This is a genomic window from Acetobacter fabarum, from assembly GCF_040702925.2.
Classification (GTDB): Bacteria; Pseudomonadota; Alphaproteobacteria; order Acetobacterales; family Acetobacteraceae; genus Acetobacter; species Acetobacter fabarum_B.
Window position 1 is genome coordinate 373,248 of sequence record NZ_JBFCXX020000001.1, and the last position, 16,863, is coordinate 390,110.

Annotated in this window: 16 protein-coding genes and 1 pseudogene; 9 read left to right on the forward strand and 8 right to left on the reverse strand. The window is 53.5% G+C overall.

Annotated elements, in window-relative coordinates; all coding sequences use genetic code 11:
- Together AB2L51_RS01745 and AB2L51_RS01750 are read right to left on the reverse strand one after the other, a co-directional pair.
- Nucleotides 1-984, reverse strand: a complete 984-nt coding sequence (locus AB2L51_RS01745; RefSeq protein ID WP_395580861.1) for a bifunctional enoyl-CoA hydratase/phosphate acetyltransferase — start codon at nt 982-984, stop codon at nt 1-3.
- Between the two features lie 76 nt (nt 985-1,060).
- Nucleotides 1,061-2,206, reverse strand: coding sequence for a L,D-transpeptidase (locus tag AB2L51_RS01750; RefSeq protein ID WP_400920475.1), 1,146 nt, complete (start codon nt 2,204-2,206; stop codon nt 1,061-1,063).
- A gap of 966 nt (nt 2,207-3,172) precedes the next feature.
- Here AB2L51_RS01750 and AB2L51_RS01755 point away from each other — a divergent pair.
- Together AB2L51_RS01755 and AB2L51_RS01760 are read left to right on the forward strand one after the other, a co-directional pair.
- A complete protein-coding gene (locus AB2L51_RS01755) occupies nt 3,173-3,472 on the forward strand; it encodes a hypothetical protein (RefSeq protein WP_395580863.1) in 300 nt (99 codons plus the stop codon).
- Complete coding sequence (locus AB2L51_RS01760) at nt 3,469-5,052, forward strand: PepSY-associated TM helix domain-containing protein (RefSeq protein ID WP_395580864.1); 1,584 nt, start codon at nt 3,469-3,471, stop codon at nt 5,050-5,052. The genes AB2L51_RS01755 and AB2L51_RS01760 overlap by 4 nt, the downstream gene beginning before the upstream one ends.
- A gap of 64 nt (nt 5,053-5,116) precedes the next feature.
- On the opposite strand, the gene AB2L51_RS01765 is transcribed toward AB2L51_RS01760, so the two are convergent.
- Nucleotides 5,117-6,226: an S-(hydroxymethyl)glutathione dehydrogenase/class III alcohol dehydrogenase gene (locus AB2L51_RS01765; RefSeq protein ID WP_395580865.1), complete on the reverse strand. Its 1,110-nt coding sequence runs from the start codon at nt 6,224-6,226 to the stop codon at nt 5,117-5,119.
- A gap of 16 nt (nt 6,227-6,242) precedes the next feature.
- A complete protein-coding gene (locus AB2L51_RS01770; RefSeq protein ID WP_395580866.1) occupies nt 6,243-6,518 on the reverse strand; it encodes a metal-sensing transcriptional repressor in 276 nt (91 codons plus the stop codon).
- 174 nt (nt 6,519-6,692) lie between these two features.
- On the opposite strand from AB2L51_RS01770, the pseudogene AB2L51_RS01775 reads away from it, so the two are divergent.
- The 3 genes and pseudogenes from AB2L51_RS01775 to AB2L51_RS01785 all read left to right on the forward strand — a co-directional run bounded on the left by AB2L51_RS01775 (nt 6,693) and on the right by AB2L51_RS01785 (nt 8,186).
- A pseudogene (locus AB2L51_RS01775) lies at nt 6,693-7,455 on the forward strand (IS5 family transposase).
- 90 nt (nt 7,456-7,545) lie between these two features.
- Nucleotides 7,546-7,779 carry a hypothetical protein gene (locus AB2L51_RS01780; RefSeq protein ID WP_395580867.1) on the forward strand — a complete coding sequence of 78 codons (234 nt, stop codon included), beginning with the start codon at nt 7,546-7,548 and terminating at the stop codon, nt 7,777-7,779.
- Entirely contained in the window at nt 7,776-8,186 is a 411-nt protein-coding gene (locus AB2L51_RS01785) for an SMI1/KNR4 family protein (RefSeq protein ID WP_395580868.1), read from the forward strand. Before AB2L51_RS01780 ends, AB2L51_RS01785 begins: the two co-directional genes overlap by 4 nt.
- Before the next feature lie 108 nt (nt 8,187-8,294).
- Here AB2L51_RS01785 and AB2L51_RS01790 read toward each other — a convergent pair whose 3' ends face one another.
- The gene (locus tag AB2L51_RS01790) at nt 8,295-8,864 is read right to left on the reverse strand and encodes an NADPH-dependent FMN reductase (RefSeq protein ID WP_395580869.1); all 570 of its coding nucleotides are present in this window, start codon (nt 8,862-8,864) and stop codon (nt 8,295-8,297) included.
- A 57-nt stretch (nt 8,865-8,921) separates the two neighbouring features.
- Nucleotides 8,922-9,791, reverse strand: coding sequence for a pirin family protein (locus AB2L51_RS01795; RefSeq protein WP_395580870.1), 870 nt, complete (start codon nt 9,789-9,791; stop codon nt 8,922-8,924).
- A gap of 125 nt (nt 9,792-9,916) precedes the next feature.
- On the opposite strand from AB2L51_RS01795, the gene AB2L51_RS01800 reads away from it, so the two are divergent.
- Nucleotides 9,917-10,846 (forward strand): LysR substrate-binding domain-containing protein, encoded by a 930-nt coding sequence (locus AB2L51_RS01800; protein ID WP_395580871.1) that lies wholly within the window; start codon nt 9,917-9,919, stop codon nt 10,844-10,846.
- 53 nt (nt 10,847-10,899) lie between these two features.
- Here AB2L51_RS01800 and AB2L51_RS01805 read toward each other — a convergent pair whose 3' ends face one another.
- Together AB2L51_RS01805 and hmpA are read right to left on the reverse strand one after the other, a co-directional pair.
- Nucleotides 10,900-11,133 (reverse strand): hypothetical protein, encoded by a 234-nt coding sequence (locus AB2L51_RS01805; RefSeq protein ID WP_395580872.1) that lies wholly within the window; start codon nt 11,131-11,133, stop codon nt 10,900-10,902.
- A gap of 369 nt (nt 11,134-11,502) precedes the next feature.
- Complete coding sequence (hmpA, locus tag AB2L51_RS01810; protein ID WP_395580873.1) at nt 11,503-12,717, reverse strand: NO-inducible flavohemoprotein; 1,215 nt, start codon at nt 12,715-12,717, stop codon at nt 11,503-11,505.
- A gap of 203 nt (nt 12,718-12,920) precedes the next feature.
- Here hmpA and AB2L51_RS01815 point away from each other — a divergent pair, with 203 nt between their 5' ends.
- The 3 genes from AB2L51_RS01815 to AB2L51_RS01825 all read left to right on the forward strand — a co-directional run bounded on the left by AB2L51_RS01815 (nt 12,921) and on the right by AB2L51_RS01825 (nt 16,838).
- Complete coding sequence (locus tag AB2L51_RS01815; RefSeq protein WP_395580874.1) at nt 12,921-14,138, forward strand: cation:proton antiporter; 1,218 nt, start codon at nt 12,921-12,923, stop codon at nt 14,136-14,138.
- 137 nt (nt 14,139-14,275) lie between these two features.
- A complete protein-coding gene (locus AB2L51_RS01820; protein ID WP_395580875.1) occupies nt 14,276-15,469 on the forward strand; it encodes an arabinose transporter in 1,194 nt (397 codons plus the stop codon).
- Between the two features lie 22 nt (nt 15,470-15,491).
- Nucleotides 15,492-16,838, forward strand: coding sequence for an amidohydrolase family protein (locus tag AB2L51_RS01825; RefSeq protein WP_395580876.1), 1,347 nt, complete (start codon nt 15,492-15,494; stop codon nt 16,836-16,838).
- The last annotated feature ends 25 nt before the right edge of the window (nt 16,839-16,863 follow it).

Consider the following 16,863-nt stretch of genomic DNA (forward strand, 5'->3'; position numbering starts at 1 on the left):
TTAAAAAGCGGCATTCTGTTGCGCCAGATGTCTGGCGTACAGCGCACCAATGGCAGCGGACGCCAGACGGGCCTGCACGCTGTCTGCCCGGCTTGTCAGCACAATGGGAACCTTGGCGCCAAGTGCTATGCCAGCAGAGTCCGCCTGAGCCATGAAGATCAGGTTTTTGGCCAGCATATTCCCTGCCTCCAGGTCTGGAGTGACCAGAATCTGCGCCTGCCCGGCAACGGGGGAGGACAGGTTTTTTATTCTGGCCGCTTCGGGGTCTATGGCGTTGTCCATGCCTAGGGGACCATCAAGTATCCCCCCTGTTATCTGGCCGCGTTCGGCCATTTTACACAGGCTTGCAGCATCTACTGTGCTGGGGATTTTGGGGTTGATGACTTCCACAGCGGAGAGAATGGCCACTTTGGGCACTCCCAGCCCAAGCCCCGTATGCAGGTCTATGGCGTTCTGAACAATATCGCGCTTGGTTGAAAGATCGGGCGAAATATTAATGGCGGCATCGGTCACAAAAAGCAGTTTTTTATAACCCGGAACAGCAAGCAGAAAAACATGGCTGATCCTGCGGCCCGTGCATAAACCATTGGTGGGGGATACCACGGCATGCATGAGGGCATCTGTATGCAGGCTGCCTTTCATCAACCCCTGCACATGGCCTACCCGGGCCAGTTCTACAGCTTTTTGAGCGGCGGCTTCCGGTGTTGGTGCTGGTATGAGCTGGTAGGGGCTCAGGTCTATCTGGTTTTTGCGTGCGATGGCCTGAATACGCGGAGCATCCCCGATCAGGACAGGGCGGATGATACCTTTTTGCGCGGCATCCAGTGGTCCTGCCAGAGCGTGATCCTCGCACGGCCAGACAAGCCCGTAAGGAACCGGATCATGAGCAAGGGCGCGGCTTATAAGATCCGAAAAAAGCTGGTGGGACGTTGGCTGGCGTGATGGAGGCATGGACCCCGTAAAAAGGGGTGATGTGTGTCTCATATCAGATATGGCCCGCTCTGTGTGTTCCACCAGTTTGCAACATGGCAGAAAGACGCGCCATTTGGCCGCGATCAGCCTAATGAATAGGCGAATTGGGTATTCTGGCAGATACAAGATTGGGTGATGGGGCCTGCGCTGTTGTAACATTGGGCGGAGATGCACTGTCCACCACAATAACGGCCATTCCGGCAAGGGAGGATGGTGTTCTGTCTGGCCGCAGAAGAGCACGAAAACGCTTGTCGGTTGCGGCCTTGCGCTCATACTCCAAGTCCAGCAGACCATTTTTATCGATGTAGATATTCAGTGCGGCTGGAATGCGAATACACCCGGCTGAAGCCATATGCCCCAGCTTGCGTTCCAGAAACACGGGGTCGGTCGCGTGCATTTCCAGACGGATCGGACCTTGTTCACGACTTGGGAGCCACCCTTTTTCCGCAACCTGCCAGCCAAAATCCCAGACACGCATACCTTTGGTGCCATTCCCCATGATCCCGTTTTCATTTTTGGTGCCCTGCGCCCGGTAGCCTAGTCTTTCTGCCGTATTCGTAAAAATACCAACGGGCGTAATGTAGTGATGTTTACGGCCGATTGTGCCTGTGGATATGCGTGTGCAGCCAATAATGGTCCATTCTGGTGTGTCAGGTCGGGCCACAATAACGCAGGCACGCTGCACGGAGGGGTTGCGGTCTGCAACCACCACGGCCTGCGGGATCTGAATAGCGTAACCAGACTGGCTGATCTGCTGACGCGCCAGAGCCAGCCATGTGTCTTTTTGGGTAATGGTTGGGGTAAATGCGGCGGGCACGTCTTTTTGAAAAAGACTCCGGAGCCGGTCTATTTCCGCTTGTATCTGCTTTTCATCCAGCTCAACGACTGGTGCTGGTGCTGGTGCTGGTGCTGGTGCTGGTGCTGGTGCTGGTGCTGGTGCTGGTGCTGGTGCTGGTGCTGGTGCTGGTGCTGCGTTAACCGGCACGGGCACCTTGAGCAGTGGTGTAACAGAAGCTGTCTGTACGGGGGTGGTCTGCACGGCCTTGGCCTGTGGCACCGGTACGGGAGCCTTTTTGGCCGGGGGAATATGCAGGGGTGCTGCTATGTCTCCATTAGGAAAGAAAACATGCGGAGAGGACTCCCCTACAGCTTTAGAGAGTTCTTCAGCAAAATCCGCGCTGGCGGAATACGGTGCTGCCTGAAGAGTTTGAGCAGCAAATAGGCAGCCAAACATAATCGGAAAGATTAAATGTCTCGCCGCGTACACCGGGTTCTGTTCTCCTGTTCTTTTTTAAGTGCTGGTAACTATGGCACTTCTTTCTGGCAAGCGGAATATCCAAGATGACGAGTTTATTCTCACCATAGTGCATGCAAGGGCTGCGCTTGGGTTGAGTCTTGACTTTGAAAGTCAGGGCAACCTGCATAGGTCGGATGAGAGAACTGGCGGTTTGCTTAGGGTTGCAACATGATTACTCTTGAGTATCCGCGTGCTCGACCCGTCAGGAATGGGGCGTGTTCTTCTCATTGTCAGGCTGAGAGATAACATGACTGAGCAGAACTTATGTCGGATTGTGTCCTAAACACAACAGGACGGGTCAGTCGCGGAGTTGCGCTGTACGGATTTTGTTGACAGTAATTATTAGTTGCATATACCTCCCCTATTCACATGATGTGGTGGGGTAGACTTATGAGCCACATGACCTTGCTGGCACGGTTTGTTGGAGCAGCCATGATGCATCGCCGGTGTCTGATCGTCAGAAGTGGCTGGGGCAGATCTCTGGTCAGGTGGAGCCCTGTTATCTCTGGCGGAGTGGCATGGTCTGGCTGGCAGGCAGGCACACTCTACCCCATAGCGAGGCATAAATCATGGGGCTTGGCAGACAGGGTACGGGTTTGATGGTGTGTATGAAGCATGGAGGATGTTGATGTCCGCCCTGCTTCTGTTTGGAGCTGGAGGGTGCACTCTGCTGTGTGGGGTGCTGTGTTACCTTTCATCCCGGCATCAGTGCATTTTTACGTGCAGGCCCAACCCTTGGTTTTGCCGCTTTTCCGCCACGGGGCTGGGTGTACTGGCTGTCTGCCTGCTTGGGAGCATGGAAAGTACGCAGAACGCCTGTTTTATGGTCGTGCTTCTTCTCATGATCGTTTGTAGTTTTTTCCCCCTTCTTGCGGTCGTGCTTCAGTCTGGGAAAAAAAGGTCATGACTGATCGGCCACTGACCAACCGGCAATGGCCTGCCAAGCTGGTGGCAGCCATGGTGCCCGGAATTATATTCTCCTTTGGCTGCATGGCTGTGGTGGGGCTGCTGTGTCACACCACGGGGGAAACACGGACGGTTTCCTCCCAGTTTTTAATGTGGCTGGCTGTGCTGGTGTGGCTTGGCGTTATGGGGAGCTGTTTCCTGTTTCGTTCTGGCCTGCGTGCATGGATCGTGCTGGGGGGAGCGGCCACACTTGTCTGGGCTCTGTTTGAAATACTGGCGAAAGTTACGACAGCATGAAAATCCGCCCCGACATTGTGCAGGTTTATCGGGAAGTTCATAGCTGGGTCGGTATTCTCTGTAGTCTGTTCCTGTTCGTCGCGTTTTACGCCGGCTCCATCAGCATGTTTGAGCAGCCTTTACAGGTCTGGCTTACACCGGTTCCCTCTTTGCCAAAACCTGTAGAACTGGCTGACATGCCACAGCTTTTACAAAAAGCTTTTTCCCAATACCCGGATGCGAGTACACATTATATTATAGTGGTTAACCCGGATAATGCGCACCCTGCGCGCCTTATGTGGCCGCAGGACCCAACACACAGAGGCCATGGTCCACAGGATTATGTGCTTGGCGCACTCTCTTCCAACGGAGATCTGCACACTCTTGTTAGCCGTCCATCCGGGATTCCTTTTTTTATTGACCAACTGCATGAACAGATCGGCCTGCCTTTGCCACATGCTGCGGCGCGTTACACCATGGGGTGTGTGGCGGCAGGTTATTTTCTGGCGTTGGTTTCCGGCGTTATTGCATTTTTACCGGCTTTGAAAAAAATGCTGTTTGCTCTCAGGCTCGGCACTGCCACGCGCAAAGTCTGGCTGGATCTACATAATCTTGTGGGATTTTTTTCCCTGCCATTCCATTTTATTATGGCGATAACCGCATTTGTCTTTGCGTTTCATGGACCCATTTCTGCTCTACAGGGTAAATTGTTCCAGCAGGGGCAAAGGGCGAAACATGGCTTGATGCAACAGCATGACCATGCAGAGAGCAGAAGTAAAAATAATGCCCTCCACAATGTCGTCAGTCTGGAGGGACTGATGTCACCACAGGCTGTTCTGGCGGAGTTACAGAGGCAGGCTCCCGGTTTTGTTGTAGACACACTGGAATATACGACGCAGTTCAGCAAGGGAAAAAGCCGGACAATGCTCAGAGTCACCGGGCATGACGAACGTTATCCCACGCTTGGGGTCTCTAATGGTTTTGCTGCGGTGGACCCGGCAAACGGTAAAATTTTGTCGGCAGATTATCTGCCAGGGCATCAATCTGCCGGATTTGCGGCATTAACCGCTTTTATTGCACTGCATTTTGGCAGTTATGGCGGGCTTCCCGTGCGATGGGGATATTTTTGCCTTGGGTTGGGAGGAGCATTTTTATTTTACACTGGCTGCCGGTTATGGATTGTCGCGCGGCAAAAGCGGGAGCAGCACGCGGGAAAATCCAGTAAGCAGGCCAGAGCCTCATGGTTACTCGCCTGCCTGACAACAGGGTGTCTTACAGGATGCATAACGGGTATTGCCATTTTATTTATATGCGCACCGTTTTTACCCTTGGGTGGAACTTATGCGCAGGCATCTTTTCTTTATTATGCGGTTTTTTTGTTCTGTATGGGGCTGGCTTTTATTTTGCGCGAAAGCCTGCGTGAACCATTGCTGTTTCGTGTGGCTGGTTATGCCAATATTGCCATTGCGCCTGTCATGCTAGCCGCCATGGCTGGAGGACACGCAATTTTACCTTCCCTTGGGGTAGGTATGGTCGCGCTGGTGCTGGGAAGTTTTTTGCTGCATGCGGCCAGACGATCCACATGCAGGCTGTCTGCCTGATGCACGCGATGTTTCTCCCATTGTTTCACAAGAAAACAGCGGGAGAAACAAAAACAGGCCAGACTCAGTAAATAATAACGGACCGGATGGACTTGCCATCATGCATCAGATCAAATGCATGGTTGATATCTTCCAGCCCCATTGTGTGGGTTACAAAAGGTTTAAGATCGATCTTGCCTTCCATGGCATCTTCCACCATGCCGGGTAGCTGGGTGCGGCCTTTAACACCGCCAAAAGCTGAGCCTTTCCATGTGCGCCCGGTTACAAGCTGGAATGGACGGGTGGAAATTTCCTGCCCTGCTCCTGCAACACCAATAACAACCGATTGTCCCCAGCCACGATGGGCACATTCAAGGGCTGCGCGCATGACATTTACGTTGCCAATACATTCAAAAGTATGGTCCACACCCCATCGGGTTATATCCAGAATGACCTGCTGGATGGGTTTGTCATAATCCAATGGGTTCAGGCAGTCTGTTGCCCCCATGGATGTGGCAAGTTCAAACTTGTCCGGATTGGTGTCTATGGCAAAAATTCTGCCAGCTTTTGCCTGTCGTGCGCCCTGAATGACAGCAAGTCCAATGCCCCCCAGCCCAAAAACGGCAACGCTGTCACCTGGCTGTACTTTGGCGGTATTATGCACAGCGCCAATACCGGTTGTGACACCGCATCCGAGCAGGCAAACATGCTCATGGTCTGCATGGGGGTTGATCTTGGCTAGCGAGACCTCAGCCACAACCGTATATTCACTAAAGGTGGAGCAGCCCATGTAATGGTACAAAGGCTGACCATTGTATGAAAAACGACTGGTGCCATCGGGCATAACCCCTTTACCCTGCGTTTCGCGCACGGCAATGCACAGGTTGGTTTTACCCGAGGTACAGAACTCGCATTTGCCACACTCAGCCGTATAAAGCGGAATAACGTGGTCTCCGGGAGCGACTGAGGTTACACCTTCGCCGACCTCCACAACTACGCCGGCTCCTTCGTGCCCCAGAACACAGGGGAACAGCCCTTCCGGGTCATTGCCCGAGAGGGTGAACGCATCCGTATGGCAGACCCCTGTGTGCGTGATACGGACCAGCACTTCCCCTTTTTTTGGGGGGGCGACATCAATCTCCACAATTTTAAGGGGCTCGCCAGGAGCAAAAGCAACAGCTGCACGAGATTTCATGATTGTTCCTTGATGGTTATTTCAGATAGGTGCGTACGAGGGACAGAATGGTATCGATGCTTTTCTTTTTTCCTGCGTCGAGGTCTTGGCCAGAACCAAATTCCTCCTGCACATACATCCCCATAACTTCGGACATGAGGCCATTAACCGCTCCGCGTATTGCCGCGAGTTGCTGAAGCACTGGAGCGCAGTCCGAACCGGCTTCCAAAGCGCGTTCCAGTGCATCACATTGCCCGCGTATTCGCCGCAGGCGGGTCAGTGCTTTTTTCTTATCTTCTGGAGTATGGGGCATTCTGCATGATGATCCTGTTACTATAGGGGGGTATAGTATATTGCGATGGAGTTGGCTACGATTTTATGCGTAACTTCATGGCTGTGCCAAGGAAACCTAGGCTCAGGACCTAATTAATTTATTGAACTGAGCGAGAGGTTGTGATTCACAGGCTTACCGATGGAGGGTGGGTCTGTGAATGATGTGTTTATGCTGTCTGAGCGCCAGACGGAGCGGATTGAGCCGTTTTTCCCTCTGGCCACGGAGTGCCGCGCGTGGATGACCGGCGTGTTTTGAGTGGGATCGTTTATGTCATCCGCAACGGTCTTCAGTGGAAAGACGCCCCGAAAGCGTATGGTCCGCACAAGACTTTGTATAATCGCTTCATCCGGTGGAGCCGCCTGGGTGTCTTTGACAGGATCTTTGTCGCCCTGACAGAACAGGCAGGCCGTTCGAAGCGCCTGATGATCGATGCAACACACCTCAAGGCACACCGGACATCGGCGTCCCTGCTCAAAAAGGGGCTTTTCCCCGCCATATCGGACGGACAAAAGGTGGTCTGAACTCAAAACTTCACGCCGTGTGCGATGATCAGGGACGACCTGTCCGCTTTCATCTGACTGCGGGACAGGTCAGTGATTTCAAAGGGGCTGATGTTCTGCTGGCGGACCTGCCGGATGAGACAGAGGAAGTCATCGGTGATTTGGGATACGACAGCAATAAAATCAGACAGTCTCTCGCAGACCGGAACATCACCGGCTGTATTCCACCAAAGAAGAACCGGACATCAAAGCCACCTTACAATTGGCATCTGTATAAAAAGCGCCACCTCATCGAAAACATGTTCGCAAAGCTGAAGGACTGGCGACGGGTGGCAACACGATACGACCGCGGCACTCATACATTCATGTCTGCAATCCACATCGCAGCAAGCTTCATCTTCTATCTTAGAGAATAAGTCCCGAGCCTAGTTCAAAGTATGCGAACCAGTGGTTGGAAAGGTGACTCTGTCGATGTAGTGAAAATGCCCGATGGAAAGTTGACGAGTATGGATAACACCCGTATTGCAGCAGCAAGAGAGGCCGGAATTGACGTGAAAGCAACTGTGCGAGGTTTTGACGACCCTTTAACTCCGGCTGTTCAGGAGACCAGAGGTTGGCAACAGTACAATACTCGGGGTGAGGCCATCAAGGGGCGTATAAATAAGCAAAGTGGTGGATTTGCTAGTAGCAACGCTTATGGGGCTTCAGAGGTTCCACGAATTACAGGGGGCAAGAAGTGAAAGCATATCTGTATGACTCTTCCATCTTACCTGATGGTTTCAAATTACCACAAGAATATATTGATTTTGCTGTTAGTGGCTGCTCTCGAGATTTGTATCCTTGGAGGGTTCTGGCGGCAGATATGGCTGGCTCTCTGTATTATTTTGGCGCGATGCTTTTGAAGTTTCCTAATAACCCCTTGGTGCCCTTTGCAATAATTGATGATGAGTCGGGCTTGTATAATGACGGGTGGGTTGTTTTGGCGTGTTTTGATGGGGCGGATTTCTCGGGTAATCCGCCGGTAAGAATATATGACTACTCCAATCCCAAAGTGTCGCCTTGGGAGAATAGGTCTTATCAGAGTTTCTCAGATTGGCTTGAGGCGGCTAAGAAAGAGTCGTCAGATTATAGGTCATCGCTATGTTGACTTATGAACCCAGCTTGTACATGTGTGGTTAACCAGACTCCCTTCTCCCAGAAAACCGTCATCTCCAGATGTCAGGAAGCATGCCCGGCCCTGTCGCTCTGTAAAGAATTATGACTGTAAAGTTCGGGCCAGATCCGCCAGCGCCCCGATCTGTCTGGTCAGGAACGCACGAGTTGGTTCGTCTGTCAGACTTAGTGTTTGTGGGTCAAGTTTGCTTGTGGCAAGCCCGACCATGATTTCGGGTTTGTTCAGAACAAAGGCGTCCAGAAAGACAAGACTCTGGCGTAAATGATACTGCGCCCGCGCTCCCCCGATCTGCCCGGGAGATGCGGTTTGGATCGCAACAGGTTTTTTGGCAAAAGGCTGGGGTGTTACGCGTGAGAGCCAGTCTATGGCGTTTTTGAGCACACCGGGGACGGAATAATTATATTCAGGCGTAACAATGATCACGCCATTTGCAGCCTGAATCTGTTCTGCCATGGCCAGCACTGCGGACGGAAACGCCTTGTCCTGCACGTCCTGACTGTAGTGGGGGAAATCGGCAATGCTACCCAGCGCGGAAATGGATACGCCTTCTGGTGCAAGTTGGGGCAGGCTACGGGCTATGGCCGCGTTAAGGGAAGCACTGCGCAGGCTCCCCAGAAGCGTTACAAAATGCAGGTTTGCAGAGGGCGTCATGCTATTTGTCCTTTTTTGCACAGCATCGGAATGCCTTTTGATCGAGGGAAAGGCCGCCTAGCTGGGGATTCCGCCAAAATGGCCCTTATTGAAGTCTTCAATGGCCTGCCGGATTTCTGCACGGGTATTCATGACAAAGGGACCATACCCTTCGATGGGTTCGTTAAGGGGGGCCCCGGTTAGCACCAGCAGGCTGCTTTGCCCATGTGCATGAAGACTCACCTCTGTCCCCCTGTGTTCCAATAGAACGAGTTGCGCACTGCCAAGTTCCTGTGCGTCATTAATACTTAACTGCCCTTCAAGGGAGACAACAGCCGCGTTATGCCCTTCCGGAAGGGATAGGGTGACCGATGCGCCCTGTGCCAGTTGCACATCCCATACATTCAGCGGAGAAAACACTCGGGCTGGTCCTTGGGTCTGCCCAAATTGGCCTGCAATAACGCGCAAGGATCCCGCTCCATCAGGTAGATCCACTGTGGGAATATCCGTGGCCAGTAGCGTCTGGTAAGCTGGGGGAGTCTGCTTGTCTCTGGCGGGGAGGTTCACCCAGAGCTGGACCATTCTGAATGCGCCCCCGGTGGCGGCATAGACCGGGGAGTGGAATTCCTGATGCACAATGCCGCTGCCTGCGGTCATCCATTGGACATCTCCGGGGCCGATAGTGCCGCCTCCGCCAGAGGAATCGCGGTGTTCGACCTCCCCATCATAAACGATTGTCACAGTCTCGAAGCCTCTATGCGGGTGTTCCCCTACTCCGCGGCGCTCTTCGGTTGGCTGGAACTGGTGCGGACCAGCATAATCAAGCAGCAGAAACGGGCTGAGGTGTTGACCCAGAGTGGAGTAGGAAAAAAGGGAACGGACGGGAAAGCCATTCCCCACCCAATGCCCACGGTCGTTGCCGTAACGTCCCAGAATCTTTTTATGCATGGTTTTTCTCCAGATATTGGAACAGGAACCACTCCCATGCCCCATGTTGCTTAGCTTCAACATAGAAGTCGTGTAGTGTTCTACAAAGAGTTACGGATGAAACATTGCGTTGCATAAGTAGGACGATGCGAGATCTTAACGACTACTACTATTTTGTGCAGGTTGTGGATTACAGGGGGTTCTCGTCTGCTGCGCGGGCACTTGGTGTGCAAAAATCGCTGCTAAGCCGCCGGATTGCTGCGCTGGAAACGTTTTTGAATACCAGACTGCTGCAACGCTCTTCCCGTCATTTTTCCCTCACCCAAACAGGGCTCCGGTTTTACGAGCACTGCAAAGCCATGCTGGCCGAAGCGGAACTGGCGGAGCAGTCCATTGCCCAGTTACAGGCGGAACCGTGTGGTTTAATACGTATGAGTTGCCCTGTAGCATTACTCAATTTTCAGTTCGGGGCTATTTTGTCCCGGTTTCTGGTGCGTTACCCCTCAGTTACCTTGCAACTGGAGAGCACAAACCGGCGGGTTGATGTTCTGCAGGAAGGGTATGACCTTGCACTGCGCGTGCGGTTTCCCCCCATTGCCCCTTCTGATCTTGTTATGCGGGTTCTGGATACCAGTACGCAGTGTCTGGTCTGTTCGGCGGATGTGTTGACGGCGCATCTGGATACCCCTGCTGATCTGGCGTCTTTTCCCAGCATGGATTTTCATACCAACCCGGCGGAACACTTCTGGTGTTTGGAAAATGAGCAGGGGCAGTCTGCTACTGTTTTTCACACACCACGGTTGATAACGGATGATCTGGCCGTGCTGCGGGCGGCGGCGCTGGCAGGTGTTGGTATTGTGCAGCTACCAACGATTATGGTGTGGAAAGATATTCAGGCCGGGCGGCTCGTGCAGGCTCTGCCGCAATGGACGCCACGTGCCGGTCTCGTCCACGCTGTTATGCCATCCCGCAAGGGTATTATGCCAGCGGTGCGGGTCTTGCTGGACTTTATGGTCGAGGAATGCCGACAGCAACGGCAAATGGCGACATCTACCTTTCTGGCACAGAACCCGTGAGCATTTTTGGCTTCACGAGCTGGCTGTTTTATTTTTTGAGGGAAAATAATAAATTATTTGTTGCGATAATAAATTCCGGTGTTATCGCACTGATAAATGGTCTGGGCAGATGAAAAAAATCCAGTAGAAGGCTGCGTTCCAGTAATGACGCAATGGTGTTCCAGAACAAACTGGTCCCACTGCTTCTGACGGTAATTGTTCAGGACTTTAGAGCCGCCCCACATGATCCCACCAACAATGAGGAAAGCTGAAAACCACAAAATAAATTCTTTTGTGCTCTTAATCATGTTTCATATCCTTGCAGGATGTATCTGGTTTCAGGCACTTGATTTTGACCTTCGCCCATATGAAACAGAGCGACAAACGCTATCTAATTACTTTTTACCTGTGTGGCAAATAGCGTACCAATGCTCCATGCTAAGGTAATGACGGCCCCAGTTATTATGTTTATTTATAATTCAACGCGCAGTGATGTTGAAAGTTTTTTACGATCGCTTATGCCGCATATTGCTTTGCCTTTAATGGCGGGAATCAGGGCTGTTTTATCCGGTGCCTTTGGCTGGGCCATATGACAACAGGGCTGCCCACACAAACAAATGTGCGGACAGCCCTGTTGTCATCATTTCAGGAGCGCGTATTGCGCACGCCCGGAGGATTTAGGCTGCGGCGAGCAACTGGGCGTCTGAGGCAGAGCCAAAGAACTCATAATGAATCTGAGCGGGGACAACCCCCTGAGCTTTAAGGGCCAGAATGGCATCCAGCATGAACTGCTCAGGCCCGCAGACCCAGTAATGCGTATCCGGCTGAACCTGCGTTGCCAGCCATGCGGCTGTCATACGGCCAGAGTGAAAAGCCAGTCCGGGCAGAGGGGATGCGTCTGCCGGTGCGCCAGCGCTGTAAAAAATATCTGCCTTGATAGTACCCTGAGCTACCAGCTTCTGCACGTAGGGCGCAAAAGCCTGCGTGTCGGGAGCATGTGCCCCATGCACAAAGTGAATCTGCCCATGCGGAAGTTTTTCAACCGCACCCAGAGCAGAGATAAAGGGAGTCAGCCCAACGCCTGCGCTGATGAGCATATGCTTTGTGTTCGGCTCAGGCGTAAAGACAAAATCACCCGCAGGGGCGGAAACCTGCAATACGTCCCCTTCCCTGACCGTGTCATGAAACCAGGAGGAAACCACTCCCCCATCAGCCTTGCGGATGCTCAGGCGGTAATGATCGGACGCCGGAGCGGATGAAATGCTGTAATTACGACGCTGGGACCCATGGCCGGGAATATCAAGCTTGAAGCTCAGATACTGGCCAGGCTGATGCTGCATCACGGGCTTATGGTCGCTCGGTACAAGTTCAAACGAACGGATCGTGCTGCTTTCGACCACAATCCTGCGTACCGTAAAGCTGCGCCATCCGGTCCAGCCTCCGGGGGTATCAGCATGTTCCTGATAGATCTGCTTTTCCCGGCCGATCAGAACATCGGCCAGAAACCAGTATGCCTTGCCCCATGCATCCATAATTTCAGGCGTCGCGGCATCGCCCAGTACGTGAGCAATGGCGCCAAGCAGGGCTTCACCCACAAAAGGGTAGTGCTCAGGCAGAATGTTAAGGCCAACATGTTTTTCGGCAATACGTTCAACCATACCGCCAAGTGCACCCAAGTTATTGATATTACGGGCGTAGGCCAGCACGGCAAGAGCAAGGGCTTTGGGCTGCTCTCCGTCCTTCTGGTGTGACATGTTGAACAGATCACGAATTTCCGGATTGGACAAAAGCCTCCGGTACATTTCGTGCGTAATATCTAAGCCATGGGCTTCAAGGGCAGGAACGCAGGCGGAAACAATTGACCGGGTTTTGTCATCAAGCATTGTGCTCATGGGACGCATCCAAAAGATGTAAAATACAGATACCTTTACTAGAGCTGATTCAATAAGATGTCAATATCATACACCTTATGTTTGATGATTATGTGCAGCCGAAGCCATGAGCGTTATGAATAAAAAGAACGCAGGTATGCAAAACTTGCATGCCGTGTGGGTAATCCGTTACAAGGACAAAATTCAATAAAAAAGGATCCAATATGGCAAATTTGACAGCGCTTTTGACCGACGCCGCAATCTTTGTGTTTTTCCCTTGGGCTTTGTGGCGGCTCATGCAAAAAGTGCTGCCAATAGCCGTGTTGCCCATTCTTGTGGGTATTGCCCTTGCCGTATGGCATGTGCCCGTGCAGCAAATGGGTATTCCCTCCGTTTACGGGAACACAATTGGCTGGGTTGCCGTGCTGGTGCTGGCTTTTACCGCCGGGTTGGAAATGTGGCAGCACCCCGGTGGGGAGCCTTCGGGGCGGGACTTTGCTCAGCCCACAATCGGTCGGCTGTTTGGTGGAGCTGCCGTAGCACTGGGTATTCCCTTTTGTGTCGGCACATTTCTGGCTTACACGGTTTTTCTTCATCTTCATGGTTGGCAGGCACCAGACGCAACGCCTTGGGTGGCTGCGGCATCTATTGGCCTGTGCATGGCAGTTAGCGCCCTGCCGGTTCTGATCGGTGTTGTGCGGGAGCTTGATACCGCGCAAAAACCTTTGGGGCAGTTAGCGCTCAAGCTGGCCGTTGTGGATGACGCAGCATTATGGATTGGGCTGGCGACCCTGCAATTTGCCGCCCGTGGTTCTGCAGCCCTGCACGGCTGGACGGGGCTGGAAGCGCTGGCTGTTCTTTTGCTATTGGGGCTGGCTGCTGGAGGGTACTGGGCTTCTCGCCATTTCCGACATCCACCATTGGCGGTTATCTGGCTGGCCGTGCCGGTTTATCTGGCGGCCGGGTCATGGGCAAGCATGCAGCTTGGCCTGCATGAGTTGATCGGTGCCTATTTTGCCGGTGCGATCATGCCACCGAGCTGGGTGCGCCGCCTGCAGGTAGAAGCGGTGGGAACTTTTGCCTTGATCTGGTTCGCCCCGATGTTTTTCGGCCATAGCGGGCTGCATATTAACGGGGATGCCTTAACATGGCCTTCTGTTGTGGCATCCTTGTCGCTGGTTGTCATTTCTATGGTGACCAAAATTGCAGCCGTTTATATTTACCCACCCGCGGCTGGCCTTAAACCAAGGCAGGCGCTTGGCGTTGGTGCCCTGCTCCAGTGCAAGGGGCTGATGGAAATTGTGGCCGCAACCATTTTACATGGTCAGGGTATGCTGTCAGACTTCGGGTTTGCATCCCTTATGGTTCTGGCCGTTATTTCCACCACACTCACAGGTCCATTATTCAGGCTGTTTGCTCCTCGTAAGTCCGGATCTGCGTGACAGGTGGAGCAAACAGCGCCGCTCACAGCATTGTCATACAGATAGGTCTTGGCAAAAAGCCCGACTTGTCCAAGACCTGAACAGGTTTAAAGGCCATGCACAGGCACAATCGATATGGCGAAGGAGCTGGAACCCTGATGCCCAGCACTCCCACAACAGAACAGGATAGCGCGCCACGTTTGCTGGTATGGCTCGCGGTCGCTCTTTTTCTCTCTTACCTTGCTGTCGCCATGTCCATGCCAACGACCTCGGTCTATGTGGCCATGTCGCTGCATATGGGTAACGCCCTTGCCGGGCTGGCAGTTGGTGTTGCGTTTGTATCTACCATTCTGACCCGCGGCTTCGCAGGGCGGCTTGCAGACCATAAAGGTGGCAAGCGTTGCATGCTGTTTGGTCTGGCTTTTTATGCCGCAAGTGGTGTTCTGGCCCTTATGCTTGCGTGGCTGGCAAATCCCTGGGCGGCATTTGCCATGCTTATGATAGCGCGTCTGATGCTGGGACTGGGAGAAAGCCTGACCGTTGTTGGCCTGCTGGCATGGGGGATCGGACTGATGGGGCACCAGCGATCGGGGCGGGTGCTATCCATTGTGGGAATGGGGATGTACGGCTCTCTGGCAGCCGGTAGCCCTGTGGGTCTGGCCCTGTACGATCAGGGAGGATATCCACTGGTCGCCCTTGCCTGCATGGTCGTGCCATTGCTTGGGCTTGCTATGGCAGCACCTGTTGTGGCCGTGCCACCGCATGGGGGAGAGCGGCAGCCAGTCAGCCGGATTATCAACAAAATTTCCGATCTTGGTCTGGTAGTCTTTTTTCAAGGAATCGGGTTTGCAGCCATTGGCGCCTTTATGCCGCTTATGTTTTTGCACAGGCATTGGCCACATGCGGCTATGGGGCTGACTTTTTTTGGCGCAGCGTTTGTACTGGTCAGGGTGCTGTGCAGTCACCTGCCAGATAAGCTGGGGGGCGCGCGTGTCGCGTTTGTGTCCATGATGGCCGAAACATGTGGGCAGATTCTGCTGTGGCAGGCATCTGGTCCCACCGTGGCGCTGGCTGGTGCTTTTTTGACCGGCTGTGGCTGTTCCATGATTTTTCCCTCCATGGGGGTGGAGGTTGTCAGGCGGGTATCTCCGCAGATGCGAGGAACAGCCATGGGTGGATTTGCGGCTTTTCAGGACCTTGCCTATGGGGCCACTGGTCCTCTGACCGGGCTTCTGGCCGAATGGGCTGGAGACAGCGCCATTTTCATGGCTGGCAGTCTGGCGGGGTTGGGTGGGCTTCTGCTGTCTGCCCGTCTGGCATGGCATGAGCGCGCCGCAGCGACGGCGGACTAGAAACAACAGGAGGGATATGCATATGAAACCCGGAGTTATAGTCGCCGCACTTCTTTTAGGCTGCCCTGCTCTTGGCTATGCGCAGACCGTGCCTGTGGCGTTGACCCATATACGGATTATAGAGGGCACAGGTGCTCCACCTGTTGAGAATGGAACCGTTCTCATGCAGGACGGCGTAATTGTTGCAGCCGGCCGGGATATACCTCTTCCCCCCAACACCCGTATTCTGGATCGCTCGGGAATGAGCGTTTTACCTGGTCTTATTTCTGATCACAGTCATATCGGTCAGTTGCAGGGCGTGCAGACTGGGCCGCAGTTTTATACAGTAGACACGATTACAGCCGAACTGGCGCAATACAGGCGTTATGGGGTTACTACCATTACAGCGCTGGGGAACAATGTTCCGCGTGTGTTCGACCCCATGCGCAAGGACGCCCATATGGGGCTGCTGCCAGCAGACCTGTTCGGGGTTGATCAGGGGATTGGCGTGCCTAAGGGAGCGCCTCCGGTGCATGTCGCTCCGGATCAACTCTTCAGGCCCCGTACGGAGGCTGAAGCCCGGCAGGATGTGGACACCATGGCGGCGGAAGGCACTGACCTGATTAAAATATGGGTGGACGATTTCGACCACTCTCTTCCCGCTAAAATGGACCCTGCCATTATCAAGGCAGTTGTGGATGAAGCGCACCAAAAACACCTACGTGTAGCCGCCCATATTCATGATCTGGACGATGCGGAACATGTGGTGACAGCCGGGGTTGATATTCTGGCTCATGGCGTGCGCGACAGGTTTGTGCCTCCATCTTTTGTGGCCATGCTCAAGGAGCGGGGGATTTGGTACATCCCCACACTGGAACTGGATGACGCCACAACAGCATGGGCCGACCAGCCTGCATGGGTGAAAACTCCGTTTGTTGAAGCTGGTCTGTCTGCTCCCTTGCAGCAGCAGATCAATAATCCCGTCTGGCAACAGGAAAACAGAACAGGCGGCAAAGCCGATTTTGCCCGTCATTCCCTTGCGACCAACCTGCAGAACCTGAAGATATTGTGGACCGCGGGCGTTAAAATCGGATTTGGCACGGATAGCGGAGCAACACCACTGCGGGTTGCCGGGGTTGCGGAACATCGGGAACTGGCTCTGATGGTGCAAGCCGGTCTGCCTCCCCTGCAGGCGTTGCATATTGCAACGGAGGGAGCCGCGGCATTACTCGACCTGCACGACCGTGGCGTTATTGGTGCCGGTAAACGAGCGGACCTTCTGGTTGTTGCAGGTAACCCTGCCAATACGATTTCTGATACCGACCGGGTGGTGGAAACATGGGAAAATGGCTCTGCCGTAACCGGTCCCATACCACTCACAACCCGGTAGGGGCTGTTGGATAACACATTATGCC

Excerpts from the sequence above, each read along its gene's own strand:
- AB2L51_RS01745 (WP_395580861.1), bottom strand. The coding sequence starts at position 984 with ATGAGACACACATCACCCCTTTTTACGGGGTCCATGCCTCCATCACGC.
- AB2L51_RS01750 (WP_400920475.1), bottom strand. The coding sequence starts at position 2,206 with ATGTTTGGCTGCCTATTTGCTGCTCAAACTCTTCAGGCAGCACCGTAT.
- AB2L51_RS01755 (WP_395580863.1), top strand. The coding sequence starts at position 3,173 with ATGACTGATCGGCCACTGACCAACCGGCAATGGCCTGCCAAGCTGGTG.
- AB2L51_RS01760 (WP_395580864.1), top strand. The coding sequence starts at position 3,469 with ATGAAAATCCGCCCCGACATTGTGCAGGTTTATCGGGAAGTTCATAGC.
- AB2L51_RS01765 (WP_395580865.1), bottom strand. The coding sequence starts at position 6,226 with ATGAAATCTCGTGCAGCTGTTGCTTTTGCTCCTGGCGAGCCCCTTAAA.
- AB2L51_RS01770 (WP_395580866.1), bottom strand. The coding sequence starts at position 6,518 with ATGCCCCATACTCCAGAAGATAAGAAAAAAGCACTGACCCGCCTGCGG.
- AB2L51_RS01780 (WP_395580867.1), top strand. The coding sequence starts at position 7,546 with ATGGATAACACCCGTATTGCAGCAGCAAGAGAGGCCGGAATTGACGTG.
- AB2L51_RS01790 (WP_395580869.1), bottom strand. The coding sequence starts at position 8,864 with ATGACGCCCTCTGCAAACCTGCATTTTGTAACGCTTCTGGGGAGCCTG.
- AB2L51_RS01795 (WP_395580870.1), bottom strand. The coding sequence starts at position 9,791 with ATGCATAAAAAGATTCTGGGACGTTACGGCAACGACCGTGGGCATTGG.
- AB2L51_RS01800 (WP_395580871.1), top strand. The coding sequence starts at position 9,917 with ATGCGAGATCTTAACGACTACTACTATTTTGTGCAGGTTGTGGATTAC.
- AB2L51_RS01805 (WP_395580872.1), bottom strand. The coding sequence starts at position 11,133 with ATGATTAAGAGCACAAAAGAATTTATTTTGTGGTTTTCAGCTTTCCTC.
- hmpA (WP_395580873.1), bottom strand. The coding sequence starts at position 12,717 with ATGAGCACAATGCTTGATGACAAAACCCGGTCAATTGTTTCCGCCTGC.
- AB2L51_RS01815 (WP_395580874.1), top strand. The coding sequence starts at position 12,921 with ATGGCAAATTTGACAGCGCTTTTGACCGACGCCGCAATCTTTGTGTTT.
- AB2L51_RS01820 (WP_395580875.1), top strand. The coding sequence starts at position 14,276 with ATGCCCAGCACTCCCACAACAGAACAGGATAGCGCGCCACGTTTGCTG.
- AB2L51_RS01825 (WP_395580876.1), top strand. The coding sequence starts at position 15,492 with ATGAAACCCGGAGTTATAGTCGCCGCACTTCTTTTAGGCTGCCCTGCT.